This is a genomic window from Nocardia sp. CA-128927 (assembly GCF_050955855.1).
In the GTDB taxonomy this organism is placed as follows: Bacteria; Actinomycetota; Actinomycetes; order Mycobacteriales; family Mycobacteriaceae; genus Nocardia.
The window spans coordinates 9,162,062-9,186,390 of record NZ_CP192087.1; the positions used below are offsets into that span (position 1 = coordinate 9,162,062).

At 67.0% G+C, this 24,329-nt stretch carries 24 protein-coding genes; 12 read left to right on the forward strand and 12 right to left on the reverse strand.

Annotated elements, in window-relative coordinates:
- Nucleotides 1–83: 83 nt before the first annotated feature.
- The gene (locus ACQPW1_RS42640; protein ID WP_433659006.1) at nt 84–1,487 is read left to right on the forward strand and encodes a class II fumarate hydratase; all 1,404 of its coding nucleotides are present in this window, start codon (nt 84–86) and stop codon (nt 1,485–1,487) included.
- A gap of 345 nt (nt 1,488–1,832) precedes the next feature.
- On the opposite strand, the gene ACQPW1_RS42645 is transcribed toward ACQPW1_RS42640, so the two are convergent.
- The 3 genes from ACQPW1_RS42645 to ACQPW1_RS42655 form a co-directional block, all read right to left on the reverse strand.
- A complete protein-coding gene (locus ACQPW1_RS42645) occupies nt 1,833–2,687 on the reverse strand; it encodes an acyl-ACP desaturase (RefSeq protein WP_433659008.1) in 855 nt (284 codons plus the stop codon).
- Between the two features lie 98 nt (nt 2,688–2,785).
- Complete coding sequence (locus tag ACQPW1_RS42650; RefSeq protein ID WP_433659010.1) at nt 2,786–3,325, reverse strand: LGFP repeat-containing protein; 540 nt, start codon at nt 3,323–3,325, stop codon at nt 2,786–2,788.
- Between the two features lie 175 nt (nt 3,326–3,500).
- The gene (locus ACQPW1_RS42655; protein ID WP_150402248.1) at nt 3,501–4,886 is read right to left on the reverse strand and encodes a PhoH family protein; all 1,386 of its coding nucleotides are present in this window, start codon (nt 4,884–4,886) and stop codon (nt 3,501–3,503) included.
- A 315-nt stretch (nt 4,887–5,201) separates the two neighbouring features.
- Between ACQPW1_RS42655 and ACQPW1_RS42660 the strand changes: the two genes are divergently transcribed.
- Nucleotides 5,202–5,474 carry a hypothetical protein gene (locus ACQPW1_RS42660; protein ID WP_433659013.1) on the forward strand — a complete coding sequence of 91 codons (273 nt, stop codon included), beginning with the start codon at nt 5,202–5,204 and terminating at the stop codon, nt 5,472–5,474.
- Between the two features lie 119 nt (nt 5,475–5,593).
- On the opposite strand, the gene ACQPW1_RS42665 is transcribed toward ACQPW1_RS42660, so the two are convergent.
- Nucleotides 5,594–6,013, reverse strand: coding sequence for a limonene-1,2-epoxide hydrolase family protein (locus tag ACQPW1_RS42665; RefSeq protein ID WP_433659015.1), 420 nt, complete (start codon nt 6,011–6,013; stop codon nt 5,594–5,596).
- A gap of 61 nt (nt 6,014–6,074) precedes the next feature.
- Nucleotides 6,075–6,821 carry a TetR/AcrR family transcriptional regulator gene (locus tag ACQPW1_RS42670; protein ID WP_433659017.1) on the reverse strand — a complete coding sequence of 249 codons (747 nt, stop codon included), beginning with the start codon at nt 6,819–6,821 and terminating at the stop codon, nt 6,075–6,077.
- Between the two features lie 113 nt (nt 6,822–6,934).
- Here ACQPW1_RS42670 and ACQPW1_RS42675 point away from each other — a divergent pair, with 113 nt between their 5' ends.
- The 5 genes from ACQPW1_RS42675 (at nt 6,935) to ACQPW1_RS42695 (ending at nt 11,279) form a co-directional block, all read left to right on the forward strand.
- Nucleotides 6,935–8,131 (forward strand): FAD-dependent monooxygenase, encoded by a 1,197-nt coding sequence (locus tag ACQPW1_RS42675; protein WP_433659019.1) that lies wholly within the window; start codon nt 6,935–6,937, stop codon nt 8,129–8,131.
- Nucleotides 8,132–8,301: 170 nt separating this feature from the next.
- Nucleotides 8,302–8,691, forward strand: coding sequence for a hypothetical protein (locus tag ACQPW1_RS42680; protein ID WP_433659021.1), 390 nt, complete (start codon nt 8,302–8,304; stop codon nt 8,689–8,691).
- Nucleotides 8,688–9,275 carry a DUF3558 domain-containing protein gene (locus ACQPW1_RS42685; protein WP_433659023.1) on the forward strand — a complete coding sequence of 196 codons (588 nt, stop codon included), beginning with the start codon at nt 8,688–8,690 and terminating at the stop codon, nt 9,273–9,275. Before ACQPW1_RS42680 ends, ACQPW1_RS42685 begins: the two co-directional genes overlap by 4 nt.
- A gap of 22 nt (nt 9,276–9,297) precedes the next feature.
- Entirely contained in the window at nt 9,298–10,539 is a 1,242-nt protein-coding gene (locus tag ACQPW1_RS42690) for a hypothetical protein (RefSeq protein ID WP_433659024.1), read from the forward strand.
- Nucleotides 10,536–11,279, forward strand: coding sequence for an ESX secretion-associated protein EspG (locus ACQPW1_RS42695; RefSeq protein ID WP_433659026.1), 744 nt, complete (start codon nt 10,536–10,538; stop codon nt 11,277–11,279). The genes ACQPW1_RS42690 and ACQPW1_RS42695 overlap by 4 nt, the downstream gene beginning before the upstream one ends.
- A gap of 31 nt (nt 11,280–11,310) precedes the next feature.
- Here ACQPW1_RS42695 and ACQPW1_RS42700 read toward each other — a convergent pair whose 3' ends face one another.
- The 3 genes from ACQPW1_RS42700 to ACQPW1_RS42710 form a co-directional block, all read right to left on the reverse strand.
- Nucleotides 11,311–12,087, reverse strand: coding sequence for an SGNH/GDSL hydrolase family protein (locus ACQPW1_RS42700; protein WP_433659028.1), 777 nt, complete (start codon nt 12,085–12,087; stop codon nt 11,311–11,313).
- Between the two features lie 208 nt (nt 12,088–12,295).
- Nucleotides 12,296–13,591 carry a serine hydroxymethyltransferase gene (gene glyA, locus ACQPW1_RS42705; RefSeq protein WP_433659030.1) on the reverse strand — a complete coding sequence of 432 codons (1,296 nt, stop codon included), beginning with the start codon at nt 13,589–13,591 and terminating at the stop codon, nt 12,296–12,298.
- A 66-nt stretch (nt 13,592–13,657) separates the two neighbouring features.
- Nucleotides 13,658–14,236, reverse strand: coding sequence for a TetR/AcrR family transcriptional regulator (locus tag ACQPW1_RS42710; RefSeq protein WP_433659032.1), 579 nt, complete (start codon nt 14,234–14,236; stop codon nt 13,658–13,660).
- 236 nt (nt 14,237–14,472) lie between these two features.
- On the opposite strand from ACQPW1_RS42710, the gene ACQPW1_RS42715 reads away from it, so the two are divergent.
- Nucleotides 14,473–14,931 (forward strand): PaaI family thioesterase, encoded by a 459-nt coding sequence (locus ACQPW1_RS42715; protein WP_433659034.1) that lies wholly within the window; start codon nt 14,473–14,475, stop codon nt 14,929–14,931.
- Between the two features lie 18 nt (nt 14,932–14,949).
- Nucleotides 14,950–15,399 (forward strand): nitroreductase family deazaflavin-dependent oxidoreductase, encoded by a 450-nt coding sequence (locus tag ACQPW1_RS42720; RefSeq protein ID WP_433659036.1) that lies wholly within the window; start codon nt 14,950–14,952, stop codon nt 15,397–15,399.
- A gap of 392 nt (nt 15,400–15,791) precedes the next feature.
- On the opposite strand, the gene ACQPW1_RS42725 is transcribed toward ACQPW1_RS42720, so the two are convergent.
- Nucleotides 15,792–16,985, reverse strand: coding sequence for a DUF885 domain-containing protein (locus tag ACQPW1_RS42725; protein WP_433659038.1), 1,194 nt, complete (start codon nt 16,983–16,985; stop codon nt 15,792–15,794).
- Between the two features lie 235 nt (nt 16,986–17,220).
- Here ACQPW1_RS42725 and coaA point away from each other — a divergent pair, with 235 nt between their 5' ends.
- Entirely contained in the window at nt 17,221–18,153 is a 933-nt protein-coding gene (gene coaA, locus ACQPW1_RS42730) for a type I pantothenate kinase (RefSeq protein ID WP_433659039.1), read from the forward strand.
- 6 nt (nt 18,154–18,159) lie between these two features.
- Here the strand turns inward: coaA and ACQPW1_RS42735 are convergent, their stop codons facing one another.
- Complete coding sequence (locus tag ACQPW1_RS42735; RefSeq protein ID WP_433665497.1) at nt 18,160–18,702, reverse strand: hypothetical protein; 543 nt, start codon at nt 18,700–18,702, stop codon at nt 18,160–18,162.
- A gap of 102 nt (nt 18,703–18,804) precedes the next feature.
- Nucleotides 18,805–19,584 carry an isoprenyl transferase gene (locus ACQPW1_RS42740; RefSeq protein ID WP_433659041.1) on the reverse strand — a complete coding sequence of 260 codons (780 nt, stop codon included), beginning with the start codon at nt 19,582–19,584 and terminating at the stop codon, nt 18,805–18,807.
- Between the two features lie 207 nt (nt 19,585–19,791).
- Between ACQPW1_RS42740 and trhA the strand changes: the two genes are divergently transcribed.
- A complete protein-coding gene (gene trhA / locus ACQPW1_RS42745; RefSeq protein ID WP_433665498.1) occupies nt 19,792–20,415 on the forward strand; it encodes a PAQR family membrane homeostasis protein TrhA in 624 nt (207 codons plus the stop codon).
- Between the two features lie 96 nt (nt 20,416–20,511).
- Nucleotides 20,512–22,113 carry an adenylate/guanylate cyclase domain-containing protein gene (locus ACQPW1_RS42750; protein WP_433659043.1) on the forward strand — a complete coding sequence of 534 codons (1,602 nt, stop codon included), beginning with the start codon at nt 20,512–20,514 and terminating at the stop codon, nt 22,111–22,113.
- A 133-nt stretch (nt 22,114–22,246) separates the two neighbouring features.
- Here ACQPW1_RS42750 and ACQPW1_RS42755 read toward each other — a convergent pair whose 3' ends face one another.
- Nucleotides 22,247–24,295: a thioredoxin domain-containing protein gene (locus tag ACQPW1_RS42755; protein WP_433659045.1), complete on the reverse strand. Its 2,049-nt coding sequence runs from the start codon at nt 24,293–24,295 to the stop codon at nt 22,247–22,249.
- Between the last annotated feature and the right edge of the window lie 34 nt (nt 24,296–24,329).

Consider the following 24,329-nt stretch of genomic DNA (forward strand, 5'->3'; position numbering starts at 1 on the left):
TTTTCTATTCCGCCGACCGCGTGTGCGAATCACTACAGGCGTGGCAGCCCCACGGCCGCGTGGTGCGGCATAGGGTCGAAATCATGACCGAGGAGACGCAGTACCGCATCGAGCACGACACCATGGGCGAGGTCCGCGTTCCGGTGGACGCGCTGTGGCGAGCGCAGACCCAGCGGGCCGTGGAGAACTTCCCGATCAGCGGACGCGGCCTGGAGCGCGCGCAGATCCGCGCGCTCGGCCTGCTGAAAGCCGCCTGCGCCAAGGTGAATCGGGATCTCGGCCTGCTCGACCCGGCCAAGGCCGATGCCATCGTCGCCGCGGCGAACGAGATCGCCGAGGGCAAGCACGACGAGCAGTTCCCGATCGATGTGTTCCAGACCGGCTCGGGCACCAGCTCGAACATGAACGCCAACGAGGTCATCGCCTCGATCGCCAAGGCGAACGGCGTCACCGTGCACCCGAACGACGACGTGAACATGTCGCAGTCGTCCAATGACACCTTCCCCACCGCCGTGCACCTGGCCGCCACCGAGGCGGTCATCACCGACCTGGTTCCCGCGCTGGAGCACCTGCGGCTCGCGCTGCTGGACAAGTCGACCGAGTGGCGGACGGTGGTCAAGTCGGGCCGCACCCATCTGATGGACGCCGTGCCGGTGACCCTCGGTCAGGAGTTCGGCGGCTACACCCGGCAGATCGCCGCGAGCATCGATCGCTTGATGGCGACGCTGCCTCGCCTCGGTGAGCTGCCCATCGGCGGCACCGCCGTCGGCACCGGGCTCAACGCGCCCGATGGTTTCGGTGGCAAGGTCGTCGCGGAGCTGGTCCGCTCGACCGGTCTCGACGCGCTGCGCGAGGCGGAGGATCACTTCGAGGCGCAGGCGGCGCGCGATGGACTGGTCGAGGCGTCGGGCGCGGTGCGCACGGTCGCGGTGAGCCTCACCAAGATCGCCAATGACATCCGCTGGATGGGCTCGGGCCCGCTGACCGGTCTCGGCGAGCTCCAGCTGCCGGATCTGCAGCCCGGCAGTTCGATCATGCCCGGCAAGGTGAATCCGGTGCTGCCCGAGGCGGTCACGCAGGTCGCGGCGCAGGTGATCGGTAACGACGCCGCGGTCACGTTCGGCGGCGCGAACGGCGCCTTCGAGTTGAATGTCTATATCCCGGTAATGGCGCGGAATCTGCTCGAGTCGATTCGCTTGCTGGCCAATGTTTCCCGGCTCTTCGCGGACAGGTGTGTGCGCGGGCTGGTCGCCAATGTCGATCATCTGCGCACGTTGGCGGAATCGTCGCCGTCCATTGTGACGCCATTGAATTCGGCAATCGGCTACGAGGAAGCGGCTGCCGTCGCCAAGGAAGCGTTGAAGCAGAAGAAGACAATTCGCCAGACGGTTATCGATCGCGGCCTGCTCGATGAGAAGCTCACCGAGGAAGAACTCGACCGGCGGTTGGATGTGCTGTCGATGGCGAAGGTGAAAGACAAGAAATAGCAGTTACTTTCGACGCTATGTCGGGCGTCACGTTGGACACCCTCGGTTCCAACGTGACGCCCGAACGAGCGTGTGCGCGGGTATGTCAGCCGAAGTCGGCATACCCGCGCCGGGCATCACAAAAAGATGCCGAGTGCCGCGAGGAATGCAGTCGCGCCTAGACCGACCAGGGCGACGAGCCCGCCAACAATTGCAGCAATCATGATTCTTTCCTTTCTTGCTTCCGCGCATTGCGGATGTACTCAGCTAATCGCGAGCAATGCCACGTGTGTTTCATCACACTTTCGCGGCGCAAGAAAAAGAATCCGGTCGGCGCGGTGCATCCACGCGCCGACCGGGAGTAATTCAGCGCAGATGCGCGAGTTCTTCGCGGGCCTTCTCGCCCTCTTCGCCCAGATCCGTCCGGGTGAAGACGTTCCACCGCTGCAGCAGCGGCTTGAAAACCAGCTCGTCCTGCTTGGCCGGATCGTAGATCCCGGCCTCGGCGAGCACGTCGTCACTGTTGCGCCCGTCGGCCAGCGTCACCGACGGCACCACGAAACCGGCGACCTGATCGGCGATGGCGCGCATCGCCTGATCCGGCGCCACGTTCAGACCGGCCTCGACCAGCTCGGCGAAGACGACCGCCTGCAGCTCGTCATCGATCGCGATGCGCTCGGCGATCGCGGTGACCATCGGACTCTCGTCGAGCGCGGCGGTGTTGCGATGCCGGATCGCGGCGGCGAGCTCTTCGAACGCGCAGGCGGCCAGCACGTCGAGCAGGTGCATGCCGGGGCGACGGAAACCGGTGGTCATGTTGGCCATCCGCATCCGTTCCAGCTCGACCGGGTCGACTGCCCTGGTCGTCATGAGGAAGTTGCGGATCAGGATCTCGTGGCGGTTCTCCTCGGCGGTCCACCGGCCGACCCAGCGCCACCACGCGCCGGTGCGCAGGTACTTGCCGAGCTCGCGGTGATACGAGGGCAGGTTGTCCGCGATCAGCACGCTGACGGTCAGCGCCAGCTTGGCGACGTCACTGAGCTCGGACTGCTCCGGCGCCCAGTCGGTTCCGCTGAGGAACGCGAAGTTGCGACCGTCGTCCCAGGGTACGAAGTCGTGCGGCTGCCATCCGTCGGCGGCGTCGATGTGACGGCGCAGAATGGATTCCACGTCCAGCGCGAGGGATTCGAGCAACTCGCGATCGGTCAAGAGAGTTTGCACCTAGACAACCTAGCGGTTGGCCCCGGAATCCGGGGATTTTCGGAATGAGACTGGACGGGCGTCCGGGACTGGCGAGGCCGTCCCGGACGCCGCACCGACTACTGCTTCGGCGTGACAGTCGTCTTGCCGTCGACCCAGGTGATGGTGCCACCGGAGAAGTCGCTCTCCTTGCCGCCGGCGATGTCCTTCTCGTCGCTGGTCGGGTAGCCGAGCTTGCCCATGGCGCCGCCGTTGTCTTCCCACGCCTTGCGGATCTCGCCCCAGACGATGTGCGCCTCGCCGTCCTTGGCCTTGTACACCGTGCCGCCGACGAAGTCCTGGTACTTGCCCTCCTCGGGGCCGGACTCCTGCGCCTCCAACGGAGCGCCGAGCGCGCCGGCCGGGCCGCCGGACTGCACGTACTTGTCGAAAATCGCGCCGGAGACGGTCATGTCACCACGCTGCGTGGCGATCTTGGTCTCCTCTGCGGCACCCGAGGCGTGCTCCTCGCCGTGCTGCATCGCGGCCGAAGTGGCCGTGACGGACGCCGCCGCGTTGTTGTCGTTCTTGTCGTCGTCCTTGCTGCAGCCGGCGACGATCAGGCCTGCTGCAGCGAGCAGGGCAGTGTATCCAGCCGTTCGTCGAGCGAAGTGGTGCATTTCCATCCTCTCGAAAGTGGCTACCGAGGACGTCGCCGACTCGGTGACGCCGCTGGCAGCCTAGGCCGATGTTCAGCAATGACCCGGCGAATCCACCAGGGACACGCCGGGTCATACCGAACAGCTATCGCAGGGATGTTACCCCGCGACTGTGAGCGGAAACACACCGTCCAACTCAGGCGTTGGGGCCGTACTCCTCCAGCATCTCGGTCACGAGCGCCGCGATCGGCGAACGCTCACTGCGGGTCAGCGTGATGTGAGCAAACAACGGGTGACCCTTGAGCTTCTCGATCACCGCGGCGACACCGTCGTGCCGGCCGACGCGCAGGTTGTCCCGTTGCGCCACATCGTGAGTGAGCACCACCCGCGAACCCGTGCCGAGCCGGCTGAGCACCGTCAACAGCACATTGCGTTCCAGCGACTGTGCCTCGTCGACGATCACAAACGAATCGTGCAGCGACCGGCCACGAATGTGGGTGAGCGGCAACACCTCCAGCATGTCGCGGGCGAGCACCTCCTCCATCACCTCGCGACTGGCCAGTCCGTCGAGCGTGTCGAAGACCGCCTGGGCCCACGGACCCATCTTCTCGCTCTCACTACCCGGCAGGTAGCCGAGCTCCTGGCCGCCGACCGCGTAGAGCGGACGGAAGACCACCACCTTTCGCTGAGTTCGCCGCTCCAGCACCGCCTCCAGGCCCGCGGTCAGCGCGAGCGCGGATTTACCGGTGCCCGCCCGACCGCCGAGCGAGACGATGCCGATGCTCTCGTCCAGCAGCAGATCCAACGCGATGCGCTGCTCGGCGGACCGGCCGTGCAGGCCGAACGCCTCGCGTTCCCGCACCAGCTGGACCCGCTTGTCCGGGGTGACCCGGCCGAGCGCGCTGGAGCTACTACCCAACAACCGGATTCCGGTGTGGCAGGGCAGTTCCCGGGCGTCATCGATATCGAGGACGGAGTCGGAGTAGAGCTGGTCGATCTGCGCCGTGCTGACGTCGAGTTCCACCATTCCGGACCAGCCGGAAGTAACGACGTCCTGTGCGTGGTATTCGTCGGCTTGCAAGCCCACCGCACTCGCTTTGACCCGTAGCGGAATGTCCTTGGACACGAGCACCACCTGGCGGCCCTCGGCCGCCAGGTTGAGTGCACAGGCCAGGATTCGGGAATCATTGGTGTCGGTGCGGAATCCGACCGGAAGGACCGCGGGATCGGTGTGGTTCAGTTCCACCTGCAGCGTTCCACCCTCGGTGCCGATCGGCACCTGCTGATCCAGCCTGCCGTGCTGCAGGCGAAGATCGTCCAGGTTGCGCAGGGCTTCCCGCGCGAACCAGCCCAGTTCATGGTGATGCCGTTTGCCTTCGAGTTCGCTGATGACCACCAGCGGTAGCACGACGTCGTGTTCGCCGAACCGGGTGAACGCCCAAGGATCGGACAACAGGACCGAAGTGTCGATGACGAAGGTATCGGCCGGGGAATGCGAGGGGTGTGCCCCCTTCGCGGCGGTTCCGCCTTTCGCGGAACGGGATTGCGCCGAGGGAGCGGGAACGGAGCGTGAAGCAGTCACGGTGGGCTCCTCTTTGTCCGCGCGGCACCCGCACGAACGATCTCGCTGGACCGGTCCGTCCTGATGGGACCTGACGTTGCCGTCAGATGCCACGAGGGCCGGGTGCCGGCCCCCTCGTACTGATCAACTCAGTCACGGTCAGGACCTCCCGTACGAGCCACACCGCCGCGGCCCGCACCATCGACGCTACCGTCGAACTACGCTTCCCCGCTCCCGCACAGGTAGGCGTGTCCGTGAATTTGTCGTTAACCTCACTCGCCGACCGAACGGCCGGGCCCGCGCCGCCGGTCGGTGGCGCCCGTTAGAGTCGCTGATATGGCCGGTAACGAGGACCTAGAGAAGCTGTCGTCGAAGGAACTGCACGATCGCGCGGTGAAGCTGGCCGTGCGGCACGGGGACGTGAAGTTCCTGTGGCGGTTGCTCACCTCGATCCCGGCCGCCGAGGCCGCCGCGGGGAACCTGGGCGAGAGCGAGGCGGACATCAAATACGTGCTGCCGATGCTCGACGACTACATCCACGCGGGCGACGGTGCGATCGCCGAGGTGTTGCGGCCGTTCTATCTGGATTACCTGAACGAGCACAACTGAGCGCATGGTCGAGTCCGCCGAGCGGTGGCGAAAGATCCTCGAACAGCAGCAGATTCAGGACTGAGGCTGCCGCTCGGAGCGCTTGCGGGTCGCGGATGCGCGAGGCCGCCCGGTGTGGTTCAGCTGCGCGACAGGGCGGCGCGGAAGAGCCCGACGGCGGTGCCGCGCAGGAAGTTCTCCCAGCTGAAGTGGTCGTGCCACAGGATGATTCGGCCGTCGCGCAGTTCGAAGGTGCCGGTCACCCAGAACGCGATCCGCACCGGGCCGAAGCGCAGGATGTCGGTGCGGTCGGTGAGCACGATGTTGCCGTCGGCGGCGATGTGGTGCATCTCGGCCGCGAAACCGAGCGCGTCCCGATCCAGGCCTTTCAGTACCTTGCGCGCCAAACCGCCGCCCAAATCGGGCAACGAGGTGTTCTTCCACACGACGTCCTGATGCAGCAAGTCCAGCGCCGCGTCGACGGGGCCGAGTTCGAGCGCGGCGAAGAACTCCCGCACCGTGGTGATCGCGTCCTGCTGTAGTTCGAGATCCTGGGTCATGTTCCGACGATAGGCCGTACCCGGGTCGCGCGGCAGTCCCGCGAGTCAGGTCCGCGCGCGATCAACCCGCCGCGCGTCGAGCGATCAGCACAGCCAGCCCATCCAGCACACGATCAATGCCGAAGTTCAGCGCGTCGTTGGGACCGCCCGAGGATGGCGGGCCGCCCGCGGCCGCCGCTTCCTCGGCGAAAGCGGCGCGCACGGCCGGATAACGATCACCCGCGGCGGTCATCATCTCGGTGAACTGCTCGTTGAACTGCACCGTCGGGTCGTCGCCGGGGACGGATTTCAATTGCTGAGCGAGACTGCGTGCGTGGCCGGTAAGCAACACGATGGTGTCGAGTCGTTCGGAGCCGTTGAGACCGGTGTCGGCCAGCGCGACCAGCACGCTCTCCATCCAGCCCATCTCGTTGGGACCGAGCGCGCGCACACCGGTAGTGAGCTCGGTGGCCCACGGATGCGCGTTGAACCGCGCGAAGATCGTCTCGGTCCATAGCCGCAACGCGCCACGCCATGGTTCCTCGGGCGAATCAGGGTTCGCCGCCGCGTTGTCCGGGGGTACGCCCAGCGCGGCCTCGAGCATCAACGCGATCAGCTGCTCTTTGCCGGATACGTACCGATACAGCGACATCTTGGTGAAGCCGAGGGCCTCGGCAAGCCGCTGCATGGACAGGTTCGCGAGCCCTTCGGCGTCGGCGATCGCGATCGCTTCGGCCACGATCGCCGCCAGCGAGAGCGCGGGCTTCGGCCCGCGCTTGGGCCGCGGCTGAATGCCCCAGAGCAGCTGAATGGTGGTCGGCGTCGGCATGACCAAATCCTTCCGGAGAACGGCTTGACTCGAAACTGTGTCTACCATACTCTGATCTGCGTCCAACGGAAACAGAATCCATCGGACGCAGATACGGACTTCAGGGAGTCACCATGCGTAACAAGACCGTCCTCATCTCCGGCGCCAGCATCGCGGGCCCGGCCCTCGCCTACTGGCTGCACCGCTACGGCTTCGACGTCACCGTGGTGGAGCGGGCGCCCGCGCTGCGGCCCGGCGGCCAGGCCGTCGACTTCAAGGGCCAGACCCACTTCACCGTGCTGGAGCGGATGGGCATCCTCGACGACATCAAGGAGCGCCGGACCGGCACCACCGACACCGTGTTCGTGGACGAAGACGGCAAGCAGCTCGCCGTGATGTCCGGCGACTTCACCGGCGGTGACGTGGAAATCCTGCGCGGTGACCTGTCCGAGATCATGTACAAGCGCACCGCCGAGCACTGCGAATACCTGTTCGGCGATTCGATCAGCGCGCTCACCGAACTGTCCGACGGCGTGTACGTCGAATTCGAGCACGGCCCGGCCCGCACCTTCGACCTCGTCTTCGGGGCCGACGGAATCCACTCCCGGGTACGGAAACTCGCGTTCGGGCCGGAAAAGGACCTCGTCAAGTACCTCGGGCACTACTACTGCGTCGCGGGGGCCAGCCCGTGGAGCGCCGAGTCAACAGGACCGCGTGAGCGGGTAATCGCCTACGGCCACAACGTCCCCGGCAAGCTCGCGGTCAGCGGCGGCCCGAAGGCACAGCAGTTCTACGTGTTCGCCTCGCCCGAGCTCGACTACTCACGCGACGACACCGCCGCACAGCGGCGCATCCTCCAAGAGGTCTTCGCCGACGTGAACTGGGACGTGCCGCGGGCGCTCGCCGAAATGAACGACTTCAACGACTTCTACCTCGACTCGCTCAGCCAGGTGCGCCTGAACGGCACCTACACCAAGGGACGGGTAGCCCTGATCGGCGATTCCGCCTACGGAAATACCCTGGGCGGCTTCGGAACCGGGCTCGCAGTGGTCGGCGCGTACGTCATCGCGGGCGAACTCGCCGTGGCCGACGGTGATTACGAGGTGGCCTTCGCTCGATACAACGAGATCATGAAGCGCTACGCCAAGATCGCGGGCAACAGCAACGCGGGCAAGTTCCTCGCGCCGCGGACCGCGCGCGGCATCAAGATGCGCAACTGGTTCTTCAACTCGTGGCTGCTCACGCTGATGATGAAGTTCACCGACAGCGCCGCCAACAACATCGACCTGCACGATTACCCCAGCATGGTCGGTGCCACCGAGATCAACTGAAACCGTTGGCCGCGCGGAAGTTTCGACCCCGCGTACCGATTCGAGGCCGACCAGTACGCAGGGTCGATCCGCCGATGTGCCAGCACCGGCCAATCCGCTGTGTTTCGATGGAACCGAATCGGGGCGGGGCGCGTCTATAGGGTCAGAGGCACTCATGAAAGGGGACGGTGATGGCGGTGGACAGCCCGTTTCCCGGGTACATCGAGGATGCGAAGTCCGGGGCATTGAAGGTGCGGATGGATCCGCAGGGGTTCGTCGATATCGACAAGGCGTGCGAGGAGCTGATCAATCAGCTGACCGGTGTCCGAACCGACGCGCGTGAACTCGGGGAGAAGACGTCCTGGGGACTCGGCGAAGACAACCCACGCCTGTCCTCGGCCGTCGAGCTCGTACAACTGTTCCGGGAGAAGGCATTCGGCGGACCCAACAATGCCTACGACACCCTGAGCGACTACATCACCGTGGTCGAGGACATCAGGGCGATGTTCAAGGCCATCTGTGAGACCTATCAGCGCACCGATACCGAATTCGCGGCGAAGTTGCGGGAGATCAGCGTATGAGCCTGGCCCAGCGTGGGAGCCGTTCGCCACGAATCGTTTTCGTGGCCGCGGCCGCCCTGGCTGCTCTGCTGACAGGATGTGATGGCGAGGCAAACCCAGGTGGCACACCGACCATCGCGTCATCCACCGCGCCGTCCGTCACCAAGACAACGGGATCAAATCCGCAAGCGGCCTTCGACCCCTGTACCGCGCTGACACCGCAGTTCATCAGCGCGCACCAATGGGATGCGTTGCCACCCTCGCCGAAACAGAACAGTGCAGGCGGCATCAGCTGGAAGGGCTGCCGCTATGTCACCAAAGCCGGTTACGGCTTCACCATCGAAACCACCAACGGAACCCTCGATCAGGTACGCGAGAAGTTCGCTGCGGCCGTGGACATCTCGATCGGTGATCGCAAGGCGCTGCGGTACGAGGCCAGGCCGGACGTGCCTGGTGGCTGCACGATCAATGTCGAGATGAAGACCGGTTCGCTCTACATCCTCGTCGACGACCCGACCGGCAAGCACCCACGCCAACTGTCGCCCTGCGACAACGCCACCGAAATCGCCCAAGCAGTCGCACCACTGCTGCCCGCGGGCAGCTGAACAACCCCACGGGGGAGCGATCATGAAACAGACCGACGGCCGCGCGATCACCAATCCCGAGAACGCGCAAAGCTTTACGCACGCGGAGATCAAGCAGGCGGCCGACGAGATGAACCCGGACGGGCTCGACAGCGCGTTCGACGCGTGGTCGAAGATCGCGACGGCGGTGACGAATGCCGGTCACCAATTCGAGACGGCCATCAAGCAGGCGGTCGAACAGCATTGGGAGGGCAAGGCGGCCGACAACGCGGTGCGCGGCATCCGCGACTACGCGACCCAGGTCGGCGATTTCGGTGAGACGCTGAACGCGCAGAGCACGCCGTTGTCGCAGGCGGCGAGCGCGGCCGCGAAGTTCAAGATGTCGGTGCCCGAGGTGGTGGAAACCTCGACCAATCCACGCGGGCCGGAGCTGCGGAACTCCAACGAGGAGCAGGCCCGCGACGAGATGACCATGCAGTACATCCAGCCGTACGGAACCACTGCACCCGCCATTCCGACGTTGCCGCCACCGATCAGCCCGACCTCCACCCCACCGCCCGGCGGTGACAGCAGTATCGATCCAGGCACGAACCCGAAACCGAGCCCGGGCACGAGCCCTGACCCCGGAAAGACTCCCACCGACAACGGTTCCGGCACTGAGGATTCCAGCAAGCAGTCGCCGACCGGCAAGGCCGACGAATCGGCGGACACCGGCACACCCGAAACCGAGAAGACGACGGAAGAGACTGCTCCGCAATCTGTTTCGCAAGATCAGAACAACAACTCATCGACCACCCCCGCCTCGACGACCGCGGCGGCGACCACCCCGAAATCCCCGACCACCACCCCGACCATCTCGGCCAGCCCGATCACGACGGCACTCCCCACCACGACGCTGCCGTCGACACCGACGACCGTCCCGTCTGCCGCGCTCAACGGGACACCCAGCAGGTCAGGCACTCCGAGCATGGTCGATCACCCGAGCAGTTCGTCCGCGCCCAACACCTCGTCGAGCCCGAACAGCGAACCACGCCCCGGCACCTCCCGCCCCCCGCTGCCCGCCACCACTCCCGGCGCGGCCGGGCCCCAGCCCGTCACCACTGCCGGCCGAACGGGCGCACCCGGCTCGCCGGGCTATTCCGGCATGATTCCGCCCGGTGCCCGCGGCGGGCGCGAGGACAACGGCGAACACAAGACCCCCGGCTACCTGCGCACCGCGGAGCACGCCAAGGAACTGCTGGGCGAGGTGGAAAAGACTGTGCCGCCGGTGATCGGGGAGAAATGACGGCGCAGTGGTCGCTGTCGGCGGAGCAGTTCGCGGCGGCCTGGTTCGGCACCGGCCTCGATCGCCTGCCCTTTCCGTTCCGCTTCACCAGCCGCTTCCCCGGCCTCCGGGAATACCAGACCTACCAGCAGGAATTCCGCGACGAGCTGGCCCGCCCCGAGCGGGTCCCGCTGTCCCGCGCGATCACCGTGCTCGCCCAACCCGATTGGCGCATCGAGCTCTTCGGCCACGACAACACCCGCGACGGCGTCGAGATGCGGGCGTTCGGCTGCGCAACGCGGAGCGGAGCGGGCGTGATCGCGCAGCAGACCCCCGCCCCCAGCGGCGGCCGGGTCCAGCTGCGCCGCTGCCGGGTCGACCAGCTAGCCACCGAGCTGGTGCGACTGCTGCCGGAGACCGCCGCGGGCACCACGGGCGAAAAGTCCTTCCTGCTGGACGATCTCAACGACGAACGCCCCGATCTGTTCGGTAGCGCCCCCGCCAGCGAGGTCAAGGATCGCTACCGCCGCTTCTGGCGCCAACCGTGCGGCACCCGCGGCATCGCCGCCGTGCTGCTCGGCCCGCGCAACGCCGAACCGCTGCGCACCGGCCGCCTCCGCTGGATCGACACCACCGACGGCCGCTACTACGAGGTCCCCGCCAACCGCGCCCTAATGATCCGCCCCGGCACCAGCGCGGATATCACCCGCTACCTCGATGAGGCGATCGCCCGCGCCAAGGCCAGGATGGATTCGGTATGAACTGTATGGAGATGCCGTGCTGTCGGCGTAATCAGGTGTTCTGACGGATCGCTTCGATGAGCATTGCCGCCTCATGCTGATGCCCAACGGCGTTGGCGTGCAACGGTTGTGCGGGCGAGTTCGGGATGATGCCTTCGGCCCAGCGCACGTCCTCCGGCGCGCAGGCGTCGTGACCGACGCTTGCCGGGTAGACGTCGACGAATGTCGCGCCGTGCGCCGCCGCCTGAGTAGCGAGCACCTCGTTGACGGCTTCGACACCGGCGAAGATCTGGTCGGCCTGCGACGGCAGCAGGGGCACTATCGGGAAGCAGCCACCCGCGCGCAGCCGCTCGATCTTGCCCATTACAAAGATCTCGGCCTGCGGTGCGCGAGCACTGATATCGTCCAGCAGCGCAACCAATTTCGGCACCAGCGCGGTGGCCGTCCAGCCGTCGTCGGCGTAGTCGTTGATGCCGAAATCCACCGACACGATCGTCGCATCCGGAGTCACCGCGTCCATCTGCGGGATGTTCGAGCCGCCGAACGGCAGTGGCTGTGCCACATACATATTCGCGATCTTCGCGCCGGAACATGCCGGGTCACGCAAGGTCAGCCCGAGTGCTTCGGCGGTCAGGTGCGCGTAGTTGTGGTCGGACCGGAAGCATCCGAGCGGGTAGATCTGGTCCGCGATGAAGGGTCCCGCCGCGCTCGACTCCCCGACCGACACATAGATCCCCGATGGTTCCGCCGCCGCGGACGACGCACCGACCACACCTGCGGCGAGCACCAAAAGCGTGCAGACCACCCGGACCACACGCCTGCCGACCACCAGGTTGCCTCCGCGTCGAGTCGAGTCACCTACCTGAGCAACTGCACAACTTCAGACTGCGCTCCCCCGCCACCGGACGAGGGGTGATCCGCGCAAACACTAGCGGGATCGCAACCCGCCGATACCCGACGACACGCAGACGACTCAGGCCCGCACATCCGGCAGATCACCGGATCGTGCGAGCCCGTCGTCGAGGATTCGCGGAGACTCAGCCCAGCAGACGCCAGTCCTCGAGACCGTCGTACAGCGGAACACTCTGCGCCAGCTTGGTGACCCGACCACGCAGCGTGTCGACATCGGACGTACCCGCGAGCGCGGTGGCGATGATGTCGGCGACCTCGGTGAACTCGGTATCGCCGAAGCCACGGGTGGCCAGGGCGGCGGTGCCGATGCGCAGGCCGGAGGTGACCATCGGCGGACGCGGGTCGAACGGAACGGCGTTGCGGTTCACCGTGATTCCGACCTCGTGCAGCAGATCCTCGCCCTGCTGGCCGTCGAGCTCGGAGTTGCGCAGGTCGACGAGCACCAGGTGCACGTCGGTGCCGCCGGTGAGCACGCTGACGCCCTTGCCCTTGACGTCGGCCGCGGTCAGCCGGTCGGCCAGGATCTTGGCACCGGACAGGGTGCGCTCCTGCCGGTCCTTGAACTCACTACCCGCGGCGATCTTGAACGCGACGGCCTTGGCGGCGATGGCGTGCATGAGCGGGCCGCCCTGCTGGCCGGGGAACACCGCGCTGTTGAGCTTCTTGGCGAATTCCTGCTTGGCCAGGATCAGGCCGGAGCGCGGGCCGCCGAGGGTCTTGTGCACGGTGGAGGACACGACGTGCGCGTGCGGCACCGGCGAGGGGTGCAGGCCCGCCGCGACCAGACCGGCGAAGTGCGCCATGTCCACCCAGAGGTAGGCGTCGACCTCGTCGGCGATCGCGCGGAACGCGGCGAAGTCCTGCTGCCGCGGGTAGGCCGACCAGCCTGCGACGATCACCTTCGGACGAGCCTCGAGCGCGATGTTGCGCACCTCGTCCATGTCGATCCGGTGGTCTTCCTTGCTGACACCGTAGAAGTGCGTCTCGTACAGCTTGCCGGAGAAGTTCAGCCGCATGCCGTGGGTCAGGTGACCGCCGTGCGCGAGATCGAGGCCGAGCAGCTTGTCGCCCGGGTTCATCAGCGCCATCAGCACCGCGGCGTTCGCCTGCGCGCCGGAATGCGGCTGCACATTGGCGAATTCGGCGCCGAAGAGTTCCTTTGCGCGGTCGCGGGCGAGGGTCTCGACGACGTCGACGTGCTCGCAGCCGCCGTAGTAGCGGCGGCCCGGGTAGCCCTCGGCGTACTTGTTGGTGAGCACGCTGCCCTGGGCCTGCAGCACCGCGCGCGGCACGAAGTTCTCCGAGGCGATCATCTCGAGGGTGTCGCGTTCGCGGGCGAGTTCACCCGCCATCGCGGCGGCGAGCTCCGGATCGAGCTCACCGAGAGACTGAGTATTGACCGAGGCCGTCGTCTGCGTCACCGCCACAGTCTATGGGCCCGCACTGTGCTGTTCGGCATGGGGTTCCGGGCAAACCTGGCGCGGCCGTCAGCGGTCGGCAGCAGGTGGGAGGTAGCGGTCGAGCAGGACGGTGAGCTGCTTTTGCGCGTCGGTCAGTGGCTGGGTGGATTTCATCGCGCGCGACTGCACGATGGCGCCCTCCATCGCGCTGATCACGAAGCTGGCGAAGGAGCTCGCCTCCTCGGCGGGCAGACCCGCTTCGGCCAAGCCGGTCCCGAGTCGTGCGTGCCAGTCGGCGAATACCGCACCGGCCGAGGCTTGTACGTCGGGCTCGGATTCGGCGAGCGCGGCGCCGACGATCGGGCAGCCCGCCTGGAACGAGCTCGCCGCGAGCGCGCTGATCCACCAGCCGATCAGGGCGTCGAGCCAGCGCTGCGGCGGCCGCGATTGGGTGATCTTCTCGATCACGGCCGCGAGGCGGGCACCGGCGATGGTGGTGGCCGTCGCGACCAGCTCGCTCTTGCCGGACGGGAAGTGCTGGTACAGCGAATTGCGCGACGCTTTGCTGCGGTCGAGTAACGCGGTGAGACCCGCGCCGGCCACGCCTTGCTCGCGAACCAGTTCGATCGCGCTCTCGATCAGTCGAGCGCGTGGTCCTGTGGTCATCCGGCACCCCCGGTCCGGTCGAAGTTCCCAGTGCCCGTCGGACAGGCGAGCGCTGCCTCATTTTGATTCGCGCCACCTCGCGGCGGCCGACCGGCGATTCTGCCCGCTGGCGGCGGCACGAACGCGGCGCGCGGGTTTGCCACGTGGTTCTCCTCCAGCACGGTTGCGTGAACCGATCGGTCCATGCTGCAATCATGACAGATGTGGACCGATCGGTTCACCGAAAGGATGGATTCATGTCGGAAACCACGATCGATCTCGCGCAGATGTCGGGCCTGGAACTGCTCCGGACGGCGATGACGATGGACGACCGCCCACCGTTCATCGGCGATCTGCTCGGCATGGAGGTGGACCTGCTCGAGCAGGGCAAGGTGGTGTTCGGGCTGCGCACCCGCCCCGACTTCGCCAACCCGCTCGGCAGCACGCACGGCGGTATCTGCGCCACCCTGCTCGATTCGGTCATGGGCTGCGCGGTGCACTCCACCCTCGAGGCGGGCGTCGGCTACACCACGCTCGAGCTGAAGGTCAACTACATCCGGTCCGCGCCGACCAACGGCCAGCGACTCACCGCCACCGGCACCACCATCCACGTCGGCCGCACCACCGCGACCGCCGAGGGTCGCGTCGTCGACGAGCAGGGTCGGCTGGTCGCGCACGGCACCACCACCTGCGTCATCTTCCGCGGAAACCGCTGAGCCACAAGGAGCCTCGCCATGACCGAACGCAGCACCAGCGCCGCTGTCCGCAAATTCCGGCGCGAGCGCCTGATCGGCCGCTACCTGGCCAACCCCGCGGTCAGCCTGCTCGACCGCATCGGCATCCGCTCGGCGTTCGTCTCCGAATTGGAGACCACCGGCGCCAAAACCGGCCAGCCACGCCGTATTCCGGTCACCGTCGCGTACGACGACGAGGGTGCCTGGCTGATCTCCCAGCACGGGTACCGGTCGGGTTGGGCGCGCAATATCGCCGCCGACCCGAAAGTTCGCCTGCGCCAAGGCAAGCGCTGGCACACCGGCACCGCCGCGTTCGTCCCCGATGACGATGTGACCGTCCGTGCCCGCGGCATGGCCATGGGCCGGGTGCCCGAATCGGCCGCGGAATGGGTCATGAAAGCGCTGGAGAGCGACGCGATCTCGGTGCGCATCACCTTCACCGACGCCTGACCGACCAGGGCTCCCGACCTGCCCTCGCCACTCGGGGCACCTGCATTGGGGGCGCGGCGAGGCGTAACGAGACGACGCGATTGCACCGGTTTAACAGGTGAAATCGGCCACCCACGGCCCGTCTCGAGGAGTCACATGTTCACCCTGATCTCGGTACCGACCAACCCGCTCGAAGGGCTGCTCCGTCAGCTGTCCCTGATCGTCTGCACCATCTCCTCCGGCCAGAACTGCGCAGTCATCCAGTAGCGCGGCGAATTCCGCAGCGAAGGCGGCATCGCGGACATTCGGCCGGCACGAACCGGAGGGGATCGCGTCGTACGGCACGCCGCCGCGCCATCGCCCTCGGGCATTCGCACCCGCTGCCACTGCCCGGCAGCGGGTGCGAATCCGGGTCAGCGCCGCAGCGCACCCGGGGTCAGTGGTTCGTCCAGCAACCGGCGGAAGCGGTCGGCCCGCTCGTCCGCGTCGACCGCGCGATCCAGCCAGTCGCCGAGCAGGCGATAACCCTCCACGTAGGTGGAGATGTAGGCACGCCAGAGCGGGGAGGACAGGAAGCGCAGGGATTGGCGGGCGCGTTCCGGGGTGGTCAGGCTCCAAGTTTGCAGGAAACCGGCGACCTCGTCCTCGCTGCTGTGCCGGTCGTGCAGCAGCAGTGCCGCGTCCTGGCGGACGCTGAGCAGTTTCGCCGATGCGGTCGAAAGTCGTTCCGCGCGTTCGCCGTCGAAGCGCAGGCCGAGATCGGCGTAGATCTCCTGGGCCCATTTGCCCCAGCCGGGGCCGACGATGGAACGCAAGGCCAGGTCGGCGAGGCCCTCGGCCATCAGACACTGCGGCGTGTTCACCACGAACAGCGTCTGTTCGGCCTGGCCCGCCGCGACCAGTCCGGCCTCTTTACGGCAGTGCTCGGCGTGATGGCCCGGGTAGGACTCGTGCGCGATCAGCGACGGCAGGTGCGCCATGTGTTGTTTGAGGTCGGAGTTGATCGCGACGCGGGAGTGATAGTTGCCGAGGTAGTAGTTGAAGCCGGACCAGGGCTTGTCGCCGACGACCTCATAGGTGATGTGCTCGTGGTCGGGCAGCGGATAACGGTCACGGACCAGCTCGCGCAAGGCGCTGGAGAAGGCTTCGACGCAGGCGGACAACCGCTCCGGCGGGATCTCGTCGGCCTTGCGGTGCGCGGCCACCCGTTCGGCCAGCGGGCCGTCCCCGGCGAGGACCTCGTCCATCTGGCGGTGTGCGTCCCGGTAGTCCTCGACGTCACCGGGTGCGATGTCCACGTCGAAGTAGGCGCGCACCTCGTCGACGAAACCGATGTCGTCCCCGGCGAACTTGCGGCCGGAGCATTCCAGTGCACGCAGGTGCACGTCCAGGAATTCGCTGCGCTCCGCGGTCAGCCCCGCGTCGGGCAATCCGGCCCGCAGTTCGGCCGCCCGGCGGGCCAGCTGGCGCGGCTCCGGCGCGGGGGCGTTCTCCACTTCGCGGCGCAAGGCCGGATCGCCGGTATACGCGTCGACGAATCCGTCTTCGAGCCGGTCGAATGCCAAGCCGAGCCGCAGGTACTCGGTCACCAGTGGATGCGCTGCCATCCGACCGACATTAGCCGCTCGCCGCGAGCCCGTGCGCGGCACAATCGCGCGATACCGACCCGCGTTCACCCGGCGAAAAGCGCTCAGCATCGACTCGGTTACCCCGCTATCGGTACCCCGCTTTTCGCACGCTGTTGACGCAGAGCAGAATTCGGTTATGCGGCGAGAGTTAGACCGAATCACACGGAGCCGGCACGGTATGTGTACGCGTTTGCCGAACTGGAGCGTCGGGTAAGTGGGACGAATGAGCGAGCCCAGTCCGTATGTGGAATTCGACCGGAAACAGTGGCGCACACTGCGAAAGTCGACTCCCCTGGTGCTCACCGAGGAAGAACTGCGGGGCCTGCGCGGTCTCGGCGAACAGATCGACCTCGAAGAAGTCGCGGAGGTCTATCTGCCGCTCGCTCGACTCATCCACCTCCAGGTGGCCGCGCGCCAGCGGTTGTTCGCCGCGACCGCGACCTTCCTCGGCGAGACGCACCCCGATCAGCAGGTGCCGTTCGTGATCGGTGTCGCGGGCAGCGTCGCGGTCGGTAAGTCCACCACCGCCCGCGTGCTGCAGGCGCTGCTCGCCCGCTGGGACCACCATCCGCGGGTCGACCTGGTCACCACCGACGGATTCCTCTATCCCACCGCCGAACTCACCCGCCGCGGCATCATGCACCGCAAGGGCTTTCCGGAGAGCTACGACCGCCGCAAGCTGCTGCGATTCGTCACCGAGGTGAAGTCGGGCGCGGCCGAGGTGTGCGCGCCGGTGTACTCGCACATCTCCTACGACATCGTGCCCGGCAAGTTCCACTGCGTGCACCAGCCCGACATTCTCATCGTCGAGGGCCTGAACGTGCTGCAGACCGGGCCGCGCCTGATGGTCTCGGACCTGTTCGACTTCTCGATCTACGTCGACGCCCGCATCGAGGACATCGAGAACTGGTACGTGCAAAGGTTTCTCGCGCTGCGCGAGACCGCCTTCGCGAACCCGAACGCGCATTTCCACCACTACTCCGGATTCACCGACGAGCAGGCGACCCATGCCGCGCAGGAGATCTGGAACAACACCAACCGGCCGAATCTGGTGGAGAACATTCTGCCGACCCGGCCCCGCGCCACCCTCGTGTTACGCAAGGACGCCGACCACAGCATCAATAGGCTGCGACTGCGTAAATTGTGATCCCGCTTACAATTTCCATGCTTCGTCGAGGCGTTTGGCCACATTGATATCGCGGGCCGCGGCAATGTGCGGTTTCTCGATCTCCTTGGCGATATAGCGGGCGACGAATCGCCGAATTTCGTGATCGACGCTGGCGAAGATGCGTAACAGTTGCCCGCGCATGGTGTCGGTGGCCACATTGATCCGGACGTCGCTGGAGCGCGGCGTCGCGATGTCGATGACGACGCGCAGTGGCGCGGCAGCGCGCACGGTCAGGTGTAGATGGATGTGTCCGTCGACCTCGAACCGATGCTTGTCCAACGCGAGATCGATGAGCATGTCGACGCTCAGCGGGATCTTCAGCGCGAACGAGATCACCTCGTCGATATCGCGGCGCACCTCGGCCTGGCCGAGCAGCACCTGTGCGCTCGCCTTCGCCAACCTGCCTGGCCCGACCCCGATGGGGCCGAAATCGAAGGCGGCGCCGGTCAACTGGTCGAAGGCGCCGAGGATGCGCTGTTCGGAGGCGGCGTACTCGAAGAAATGCCGCCCGAAGTCCTCGTAACTGATGTAGGAGTCCGGGCCGGTCGGCGGCGCGGTCCGGTGTCCATCGGCACGACTGTCGAGGTCACTCACGACCCACCGCCCAGTGCCGATGCCCCCGAGCGGGTGTCAGATGCCGAAGCGCCGATGCCGTGCCGCGAAGTCGCGCAACGCCCGCAGGAAGTCCACGCGCCGGAATTCCGGCCAGTATGCCTCGGTGAACCATATCTCCGAGTATGCGCTCTGCCACAGCAGGAAACCGGAGAGTCGCTGTTCCCCGGAGGTGCGGATGACCAGATCCGGATCCGGCTGGCCGGAGGTGTAGAGGTGCTGGCCGATGGCGTTCACGGTGATCGATTGCACGAGGTCCTCGCCGGTCTCGCCCGCGGCGACCTCCTGGCGGACCAGCGAGCGCACCGCGTCGGTGATCTCCTGCCTGCCGCCGTAGCCGACGGCCACGTTCACGTGCACGCCGCTGTTTCCCTCGGTCCGCTCGGCGGCGGTGCGCAGGCGCTTGGCGATCAGCTCGGGGAATCCGTCGAGCGTGCCGACGATCCGCACGCTCCAGTTCTGCTCCGGTGCCGACAGTTCCTCGACGACGTCGGTGATCACCTCGAACAGCGTCTCCAGCTCGTCGGGATCGCGCTGCAGGTTCTCCGTGGAGAGCAGATACACGGTGACCATCTCGATGCCCTCGGCCTGACACCAGCCGACCAGCTCGGCGATCTTCACCGCGCCGACCCGATGACCGTGGCTCACGTCGGTGAAACCGTTCTCGCGCGCCCACCGCCGATTACCATCACACATCACCGCGACGTGGCGGGGATGTTGTTTGCCGGCCAGCTGCTTCATGAGCCGGGCCTCGTAGATGCGATACGGCAAACCCCGCACCTGAACCGGAAGCTCCACGCGGCCACCCTACGCCCCACGGGCGAGATCCCGGCAGCGACCGGGTCTCCCGGTACAGTGACGGGAGACCGTAACCTACGGTTCCGTAGGTTACCGGTGAGTTCAACCAGGAGGTAGCTCGTGTCCGAATCGGTCGGCGCCACCGACACCGGAGTGGTCGACGGCTCGGGGTCCGAGTCGCCGGTCGAGGCACTCGGCAAGCCCCGGATGCGCGGCTGGATCCACACCTGGGCGGTCGGCATCGCGGCCGTCGCCGTCATCGTGCTGATCGCCAAGGCGGCCACCATCTCGGCGACCGCGGGCTGGTCCACCGCCGTCTACGGGCTGACGGTGTGCGGGCTGTTCGGCATCAGCGCGATCTATCACCGGGTGACCTGGCCGACCCCGCAGGCCCGCATCCGGATGAAGCGGGCGGACCACTCGATGATCTTCCTGTTCATCGCGGGCAGCTACACGCCGTTCGCGCTACTGGGTCTCCCCGGGCGCACCGGGCAGACACTGCTGATCGTGGTGTGGGCGGGCGCGCTGGCCGGTGTCGCGCTGAAACTGTTGTGGCCCACCGCTCCTCGCTGGGTCGGCGTGCCGCTCTACCTGTTGCTCGGCTGGGCGATCGTGCCGGTCGCCGGGCAGCTGAACAGCCAGATCGGCATCGCACCGCTGATCCTGCTGCTGGTCGGCGGGCTGTTCTACAGCGGCGGCGCGATCCTCTACGCCACCAAGTGGCCCAACCCGTGGCCGACCGTCTTCGGCCATCACGAGTTCTTCCACGCCGCGACGGTGCTCGCCGCGCTCACCCACTACGTCGCGGTGTGGCTCGTCGTCCTCCGATGACCAGCACGAACGGCTAAGCTGCTCGTTCGTGTTCCTAGTCACTGCCGCTCGTGGCGTCGCACTGCCCGGGCGGGCCATCGTGGACGTGCGAACGGCATGATCGCCCGGCTGGTCATCTGGGCGCTCAAGGCTCGCGCCGGTCTCGCGGCGGTGGTGATCACCGCCAATCTCAGCGGTCTGGCCGTCATCATCACCGAGCTGTGGCTCAGCGGGTCGCTCAGCAGGCTCGGCCCCGACTGGATCCGGCACGTGGCGCTGGCCGGCATCTATCCCACGCTCGGCTTCCTGGCCGGAGTCGCGCTCGCGGTCCGGGACCGGTCGCACCATTTCGGCTGGCTCGATCAGGGACGCAAACCGACCGAGGACGAAGCGCGGCAGCTGCTTCGCCTGCCGATCGCCATCACCACGCGCGCGCTCGCGGTGTGGATCACCGGCGTCATCGTGGCCACCGTGTCGCTCATCCGGTTGACACCGGACAACGATCCCGCGGTGATCGCGGCCCTGTTCACCTTCGGCGGGATCGAATCGGTGGGGCTGACCTTCCTCATCGTGGATCGGCTGATCCGGCCGACCATTCCGATCGTGGCCGCGGTGCTCGGGCCGACCATGCACTGGAGTTCCTCGGTGCTGGTCCGGGTGGTGGTGAGCTGGGCGGTGGCTGCGGCGTTGCCGATGTTGATGCTGATCGTGGTGCTCGGCAATCCGGTGGCGGACCCGGCCGACCGGGTGCGCACCGCCATCTACCTCTCGGTGGTCGGTCTCGGCGTCGGCGCGTTGGCCACCGCGTTCCTGGCCCGCGCGGTGGCCACACCGATGCGCACGTTGCGGCTGGCGTTGGATCGCATTACCCGGGGTGATCTCGACGTGCGCGTGCCGGTGGGCAGCACCAGTGAGATCGGGCGGTTGGAGAACTCGGTCAACGAGCTGGTCGCGAATCTGCGTGAGCGGCAACGGATGCGGGACGTATTCGGTAGGCACGTCGGGACCGAGGTGGCCGAGCGCGCGCTGGCCGGTGGGCTGGATCTGACCGGTGATGTACGGGTGGTGACCGCGCTGTTCGTCGACGTGACCGGGTCGGTCGAGCTGTCCACCGGGCTGCCGCCGGAGGAGTTCGTGGCCAAGTTGAACCGGCTGCTCGCGACCGTCGTCTCGGCGACCGAGGAGAACAACGGGCTGGTCAACAAGTTCGAGGGCGATGCGGCGCTGTGCATCTTCGGTGCACCGATCGCCTTGCGCGACAACGCGACTCCCGCGCTGCGGGCGGCGCGCCGGATCCGGGACGAAGTGGTTGCGGCGGGCGAACTCGATATCGGCATCGGTGTCGCGCACGGCCTGGTCTTCGCGGGCGATATCGGCTCCGACACCCGGCTGGAGTACACCGTCATCGGTGACGCCGTCAACGAGGCCGCACGCCTCACCACCGAGGCCAAAGAGGTGCCGCGCCGAATCCTGGTGAGCGGCTCCGCCATCGAGGATGCCGCACCGCACGAGCGCGCGAAATGGACGCTCTACGAAACGATCCTGCTGCGCGGGATGAAGAAGCCGACGGCTTGTTGGACCGATATCGATCAGCACGACGCCATCGCCGACCTCAGCACCAACGGTGCGCAGGCTGCCGAGCCGAGCGGCACCGCCGACCCGACGACCGATCGCAGCGGAGTTGTCGAAGTCCGCACCGCCGCAACGGAAACCGACTGAGGTTGCCGTAGTCACCGGGCTGCTGCCTCGCCACACGGCTGGACGCCCGCCGCAGACCAGGGCCCGCCGTCCCACCGACCTCGCGCACCAACGCGCCGCGAACCTGAGCGGGCGGCTCACCGCGCAGCAACGCCTACGTCCGCTCCAGGGCCGCGCGCAGTTCGGCCGCCGTCGCTACCGGCAGGTCGCAGACTGAGCCTCGGCAGACGTAGGCGGCGGGCTCGCCGCGCAGCAACGGACGGTCGGTCAGCAGGGGGACCGAGTTCGGCGGGGCGGCCAGGATTACCGTGCCACCGGGGGCGGTGGCGCGGGCGGTGGCGAGCAGTTCGCTTGGCTTGCTGGACGATTCGGTGGCGATGGCGACCTGGAGGGGGCCGCGGAGCGCGGCCTCGGCGACGGTGAGCCACTGGCCTGCCGAGCGCGGGGCGCGGGCCAGGACGACGGCGCCGCGCTGGAGGGTCTGTTCGGCCAGTGCGAAGTAGGGGACGGCGTGGTCAGGGTCACTGGCGGCCGCCGCGGTGAGCAGTGCTTCGGCGAGGGACGACGCGCCTGCGGGGGTGGCGCCGTCGATGGGATCGCGGGGGCGGGTGACCAAGGTTTCGGCGTCGTCGGCGGTGTCGTACCAGCTGCCAGGGATGCCGGGGTCGGCGAAGTGCTGGATTGCCTTGTCCAGCAATCGTTGTGCTTCGTCGAGCCAGTCGAGTTCGCCAGTGGCCTGATGCAGGGCGAGCAGGCCGGTGACGAGCCAGGCGTAGTCCTCCAGCACGCCGGGCGATGCTCCCGCGATGCCGTTCAGCGAGGCGCGGCGCACACGGCCGTCGATCACGTGCTCGGACAACAGGAATCGCGCGCAGCGAACCGCCGCGGCCACCCAGTCGTCCTCACCCAGTGCGGCTCCCGCCTCGGCCAATGCGGTGATCGCCATCCCGTTCCACGCGGTGACCACCTTGTCGTCGCGGTCCGGTTGCGGTCGGCCGTCGCGAGTCTTGCGGAGGTCGGCGCGGATTCGTTCGAGCCGATCGGCATCGGCGGGTGCCGGATCGGCGTATCGGGTGAGCACCGAGGTGCCCTGCTCGAAGTTCCCCCCGGTCGTCACACCGAAAAACTCTGCGGCCCAGGCACCGTCGATCGGCCCGAGTTCGCCGACCAGCTCGGCGGGCGTCCAAACGTAGGTCGCGCCCTCGACCCCGGGCTGGCCGGGTTCGATGTGCGTGTCGGCGTCGAGGGCAGAGGCGAAGCCGCCTTGCTCGGTGCCCAGATCGTCGAGCAGGAACTGCACGGTCTCGCGAGTGACCCGGCGCGCCAACGACTCCGGCTCATCCGCACGCGCACGCCGCGCCAAATGCCCGTAGGCACGCAGCAATTGGGCGTTGTCGTAGAGCATCTTCTCGAAATGCGGTATCACCCAGGCAGGATCGACGGAGTAGCGCGCGAAACCACCGCGCAGCTGGTCGTAGATCCCGCCACGCGCCATCGCGTCGGCCGTCCGGGTAATCGCCGCGAGCACCGCCGGATCGCCGCTGCGTTCCCAACTCCGCAGCAACCCCTCCAACAACGCCGACGGCGGAAACTTCGGCGCCCCGCCGAATCCCGCATGCTCAGGATCCTCATCCCGTAACACCGCGGCCACCGCATGATCGAGCAGCTCCGCACTGATCGCAAGATCCGAATCCGGCAACCCCGCCGCCTGCGCCTGCAACGCCTCCGTCACCTGCGCCGACGCCTTGTGCACCTCGTCCCGCCGCTGCTGCCAGGTCTCCGTGATCGCGGTGAGCAACTGCGTGAACGACGGCATCCCCCCACGCGCCACCTTCGGGTAGTAGGTCCCGCAGTAGAACGGCTCCCCATCCGGCGTGAGAAAGCACGTCATCGGCCACCCACCCTGCCCGGTCATCGCAACAGTGGCATTCATATACACCGCATCCAGATCAGGCCGCTCCTCCCGATCCACCTTGATACAAACGAAGTTCTCGTTCATCAACTCCGCAGTAGCGACATCCTCGAACGACTCATGCGCCATCACATGACACCAGTGACAGCTCGCGTACCCGATGGACAACAAGATCGGCACGCCCCGCTCCCGCGCCTCCCCCAACGCCCGAGCATCCCACTCCTGCCAGTGCACCGGATTGTCCGCATGCTGCCGCAGGTAGGGCGAGGTCGCGTTCCCGAGCCGATTCATCCCTCCACCGTCTCACAGTCGTCGTTCGAGCTGG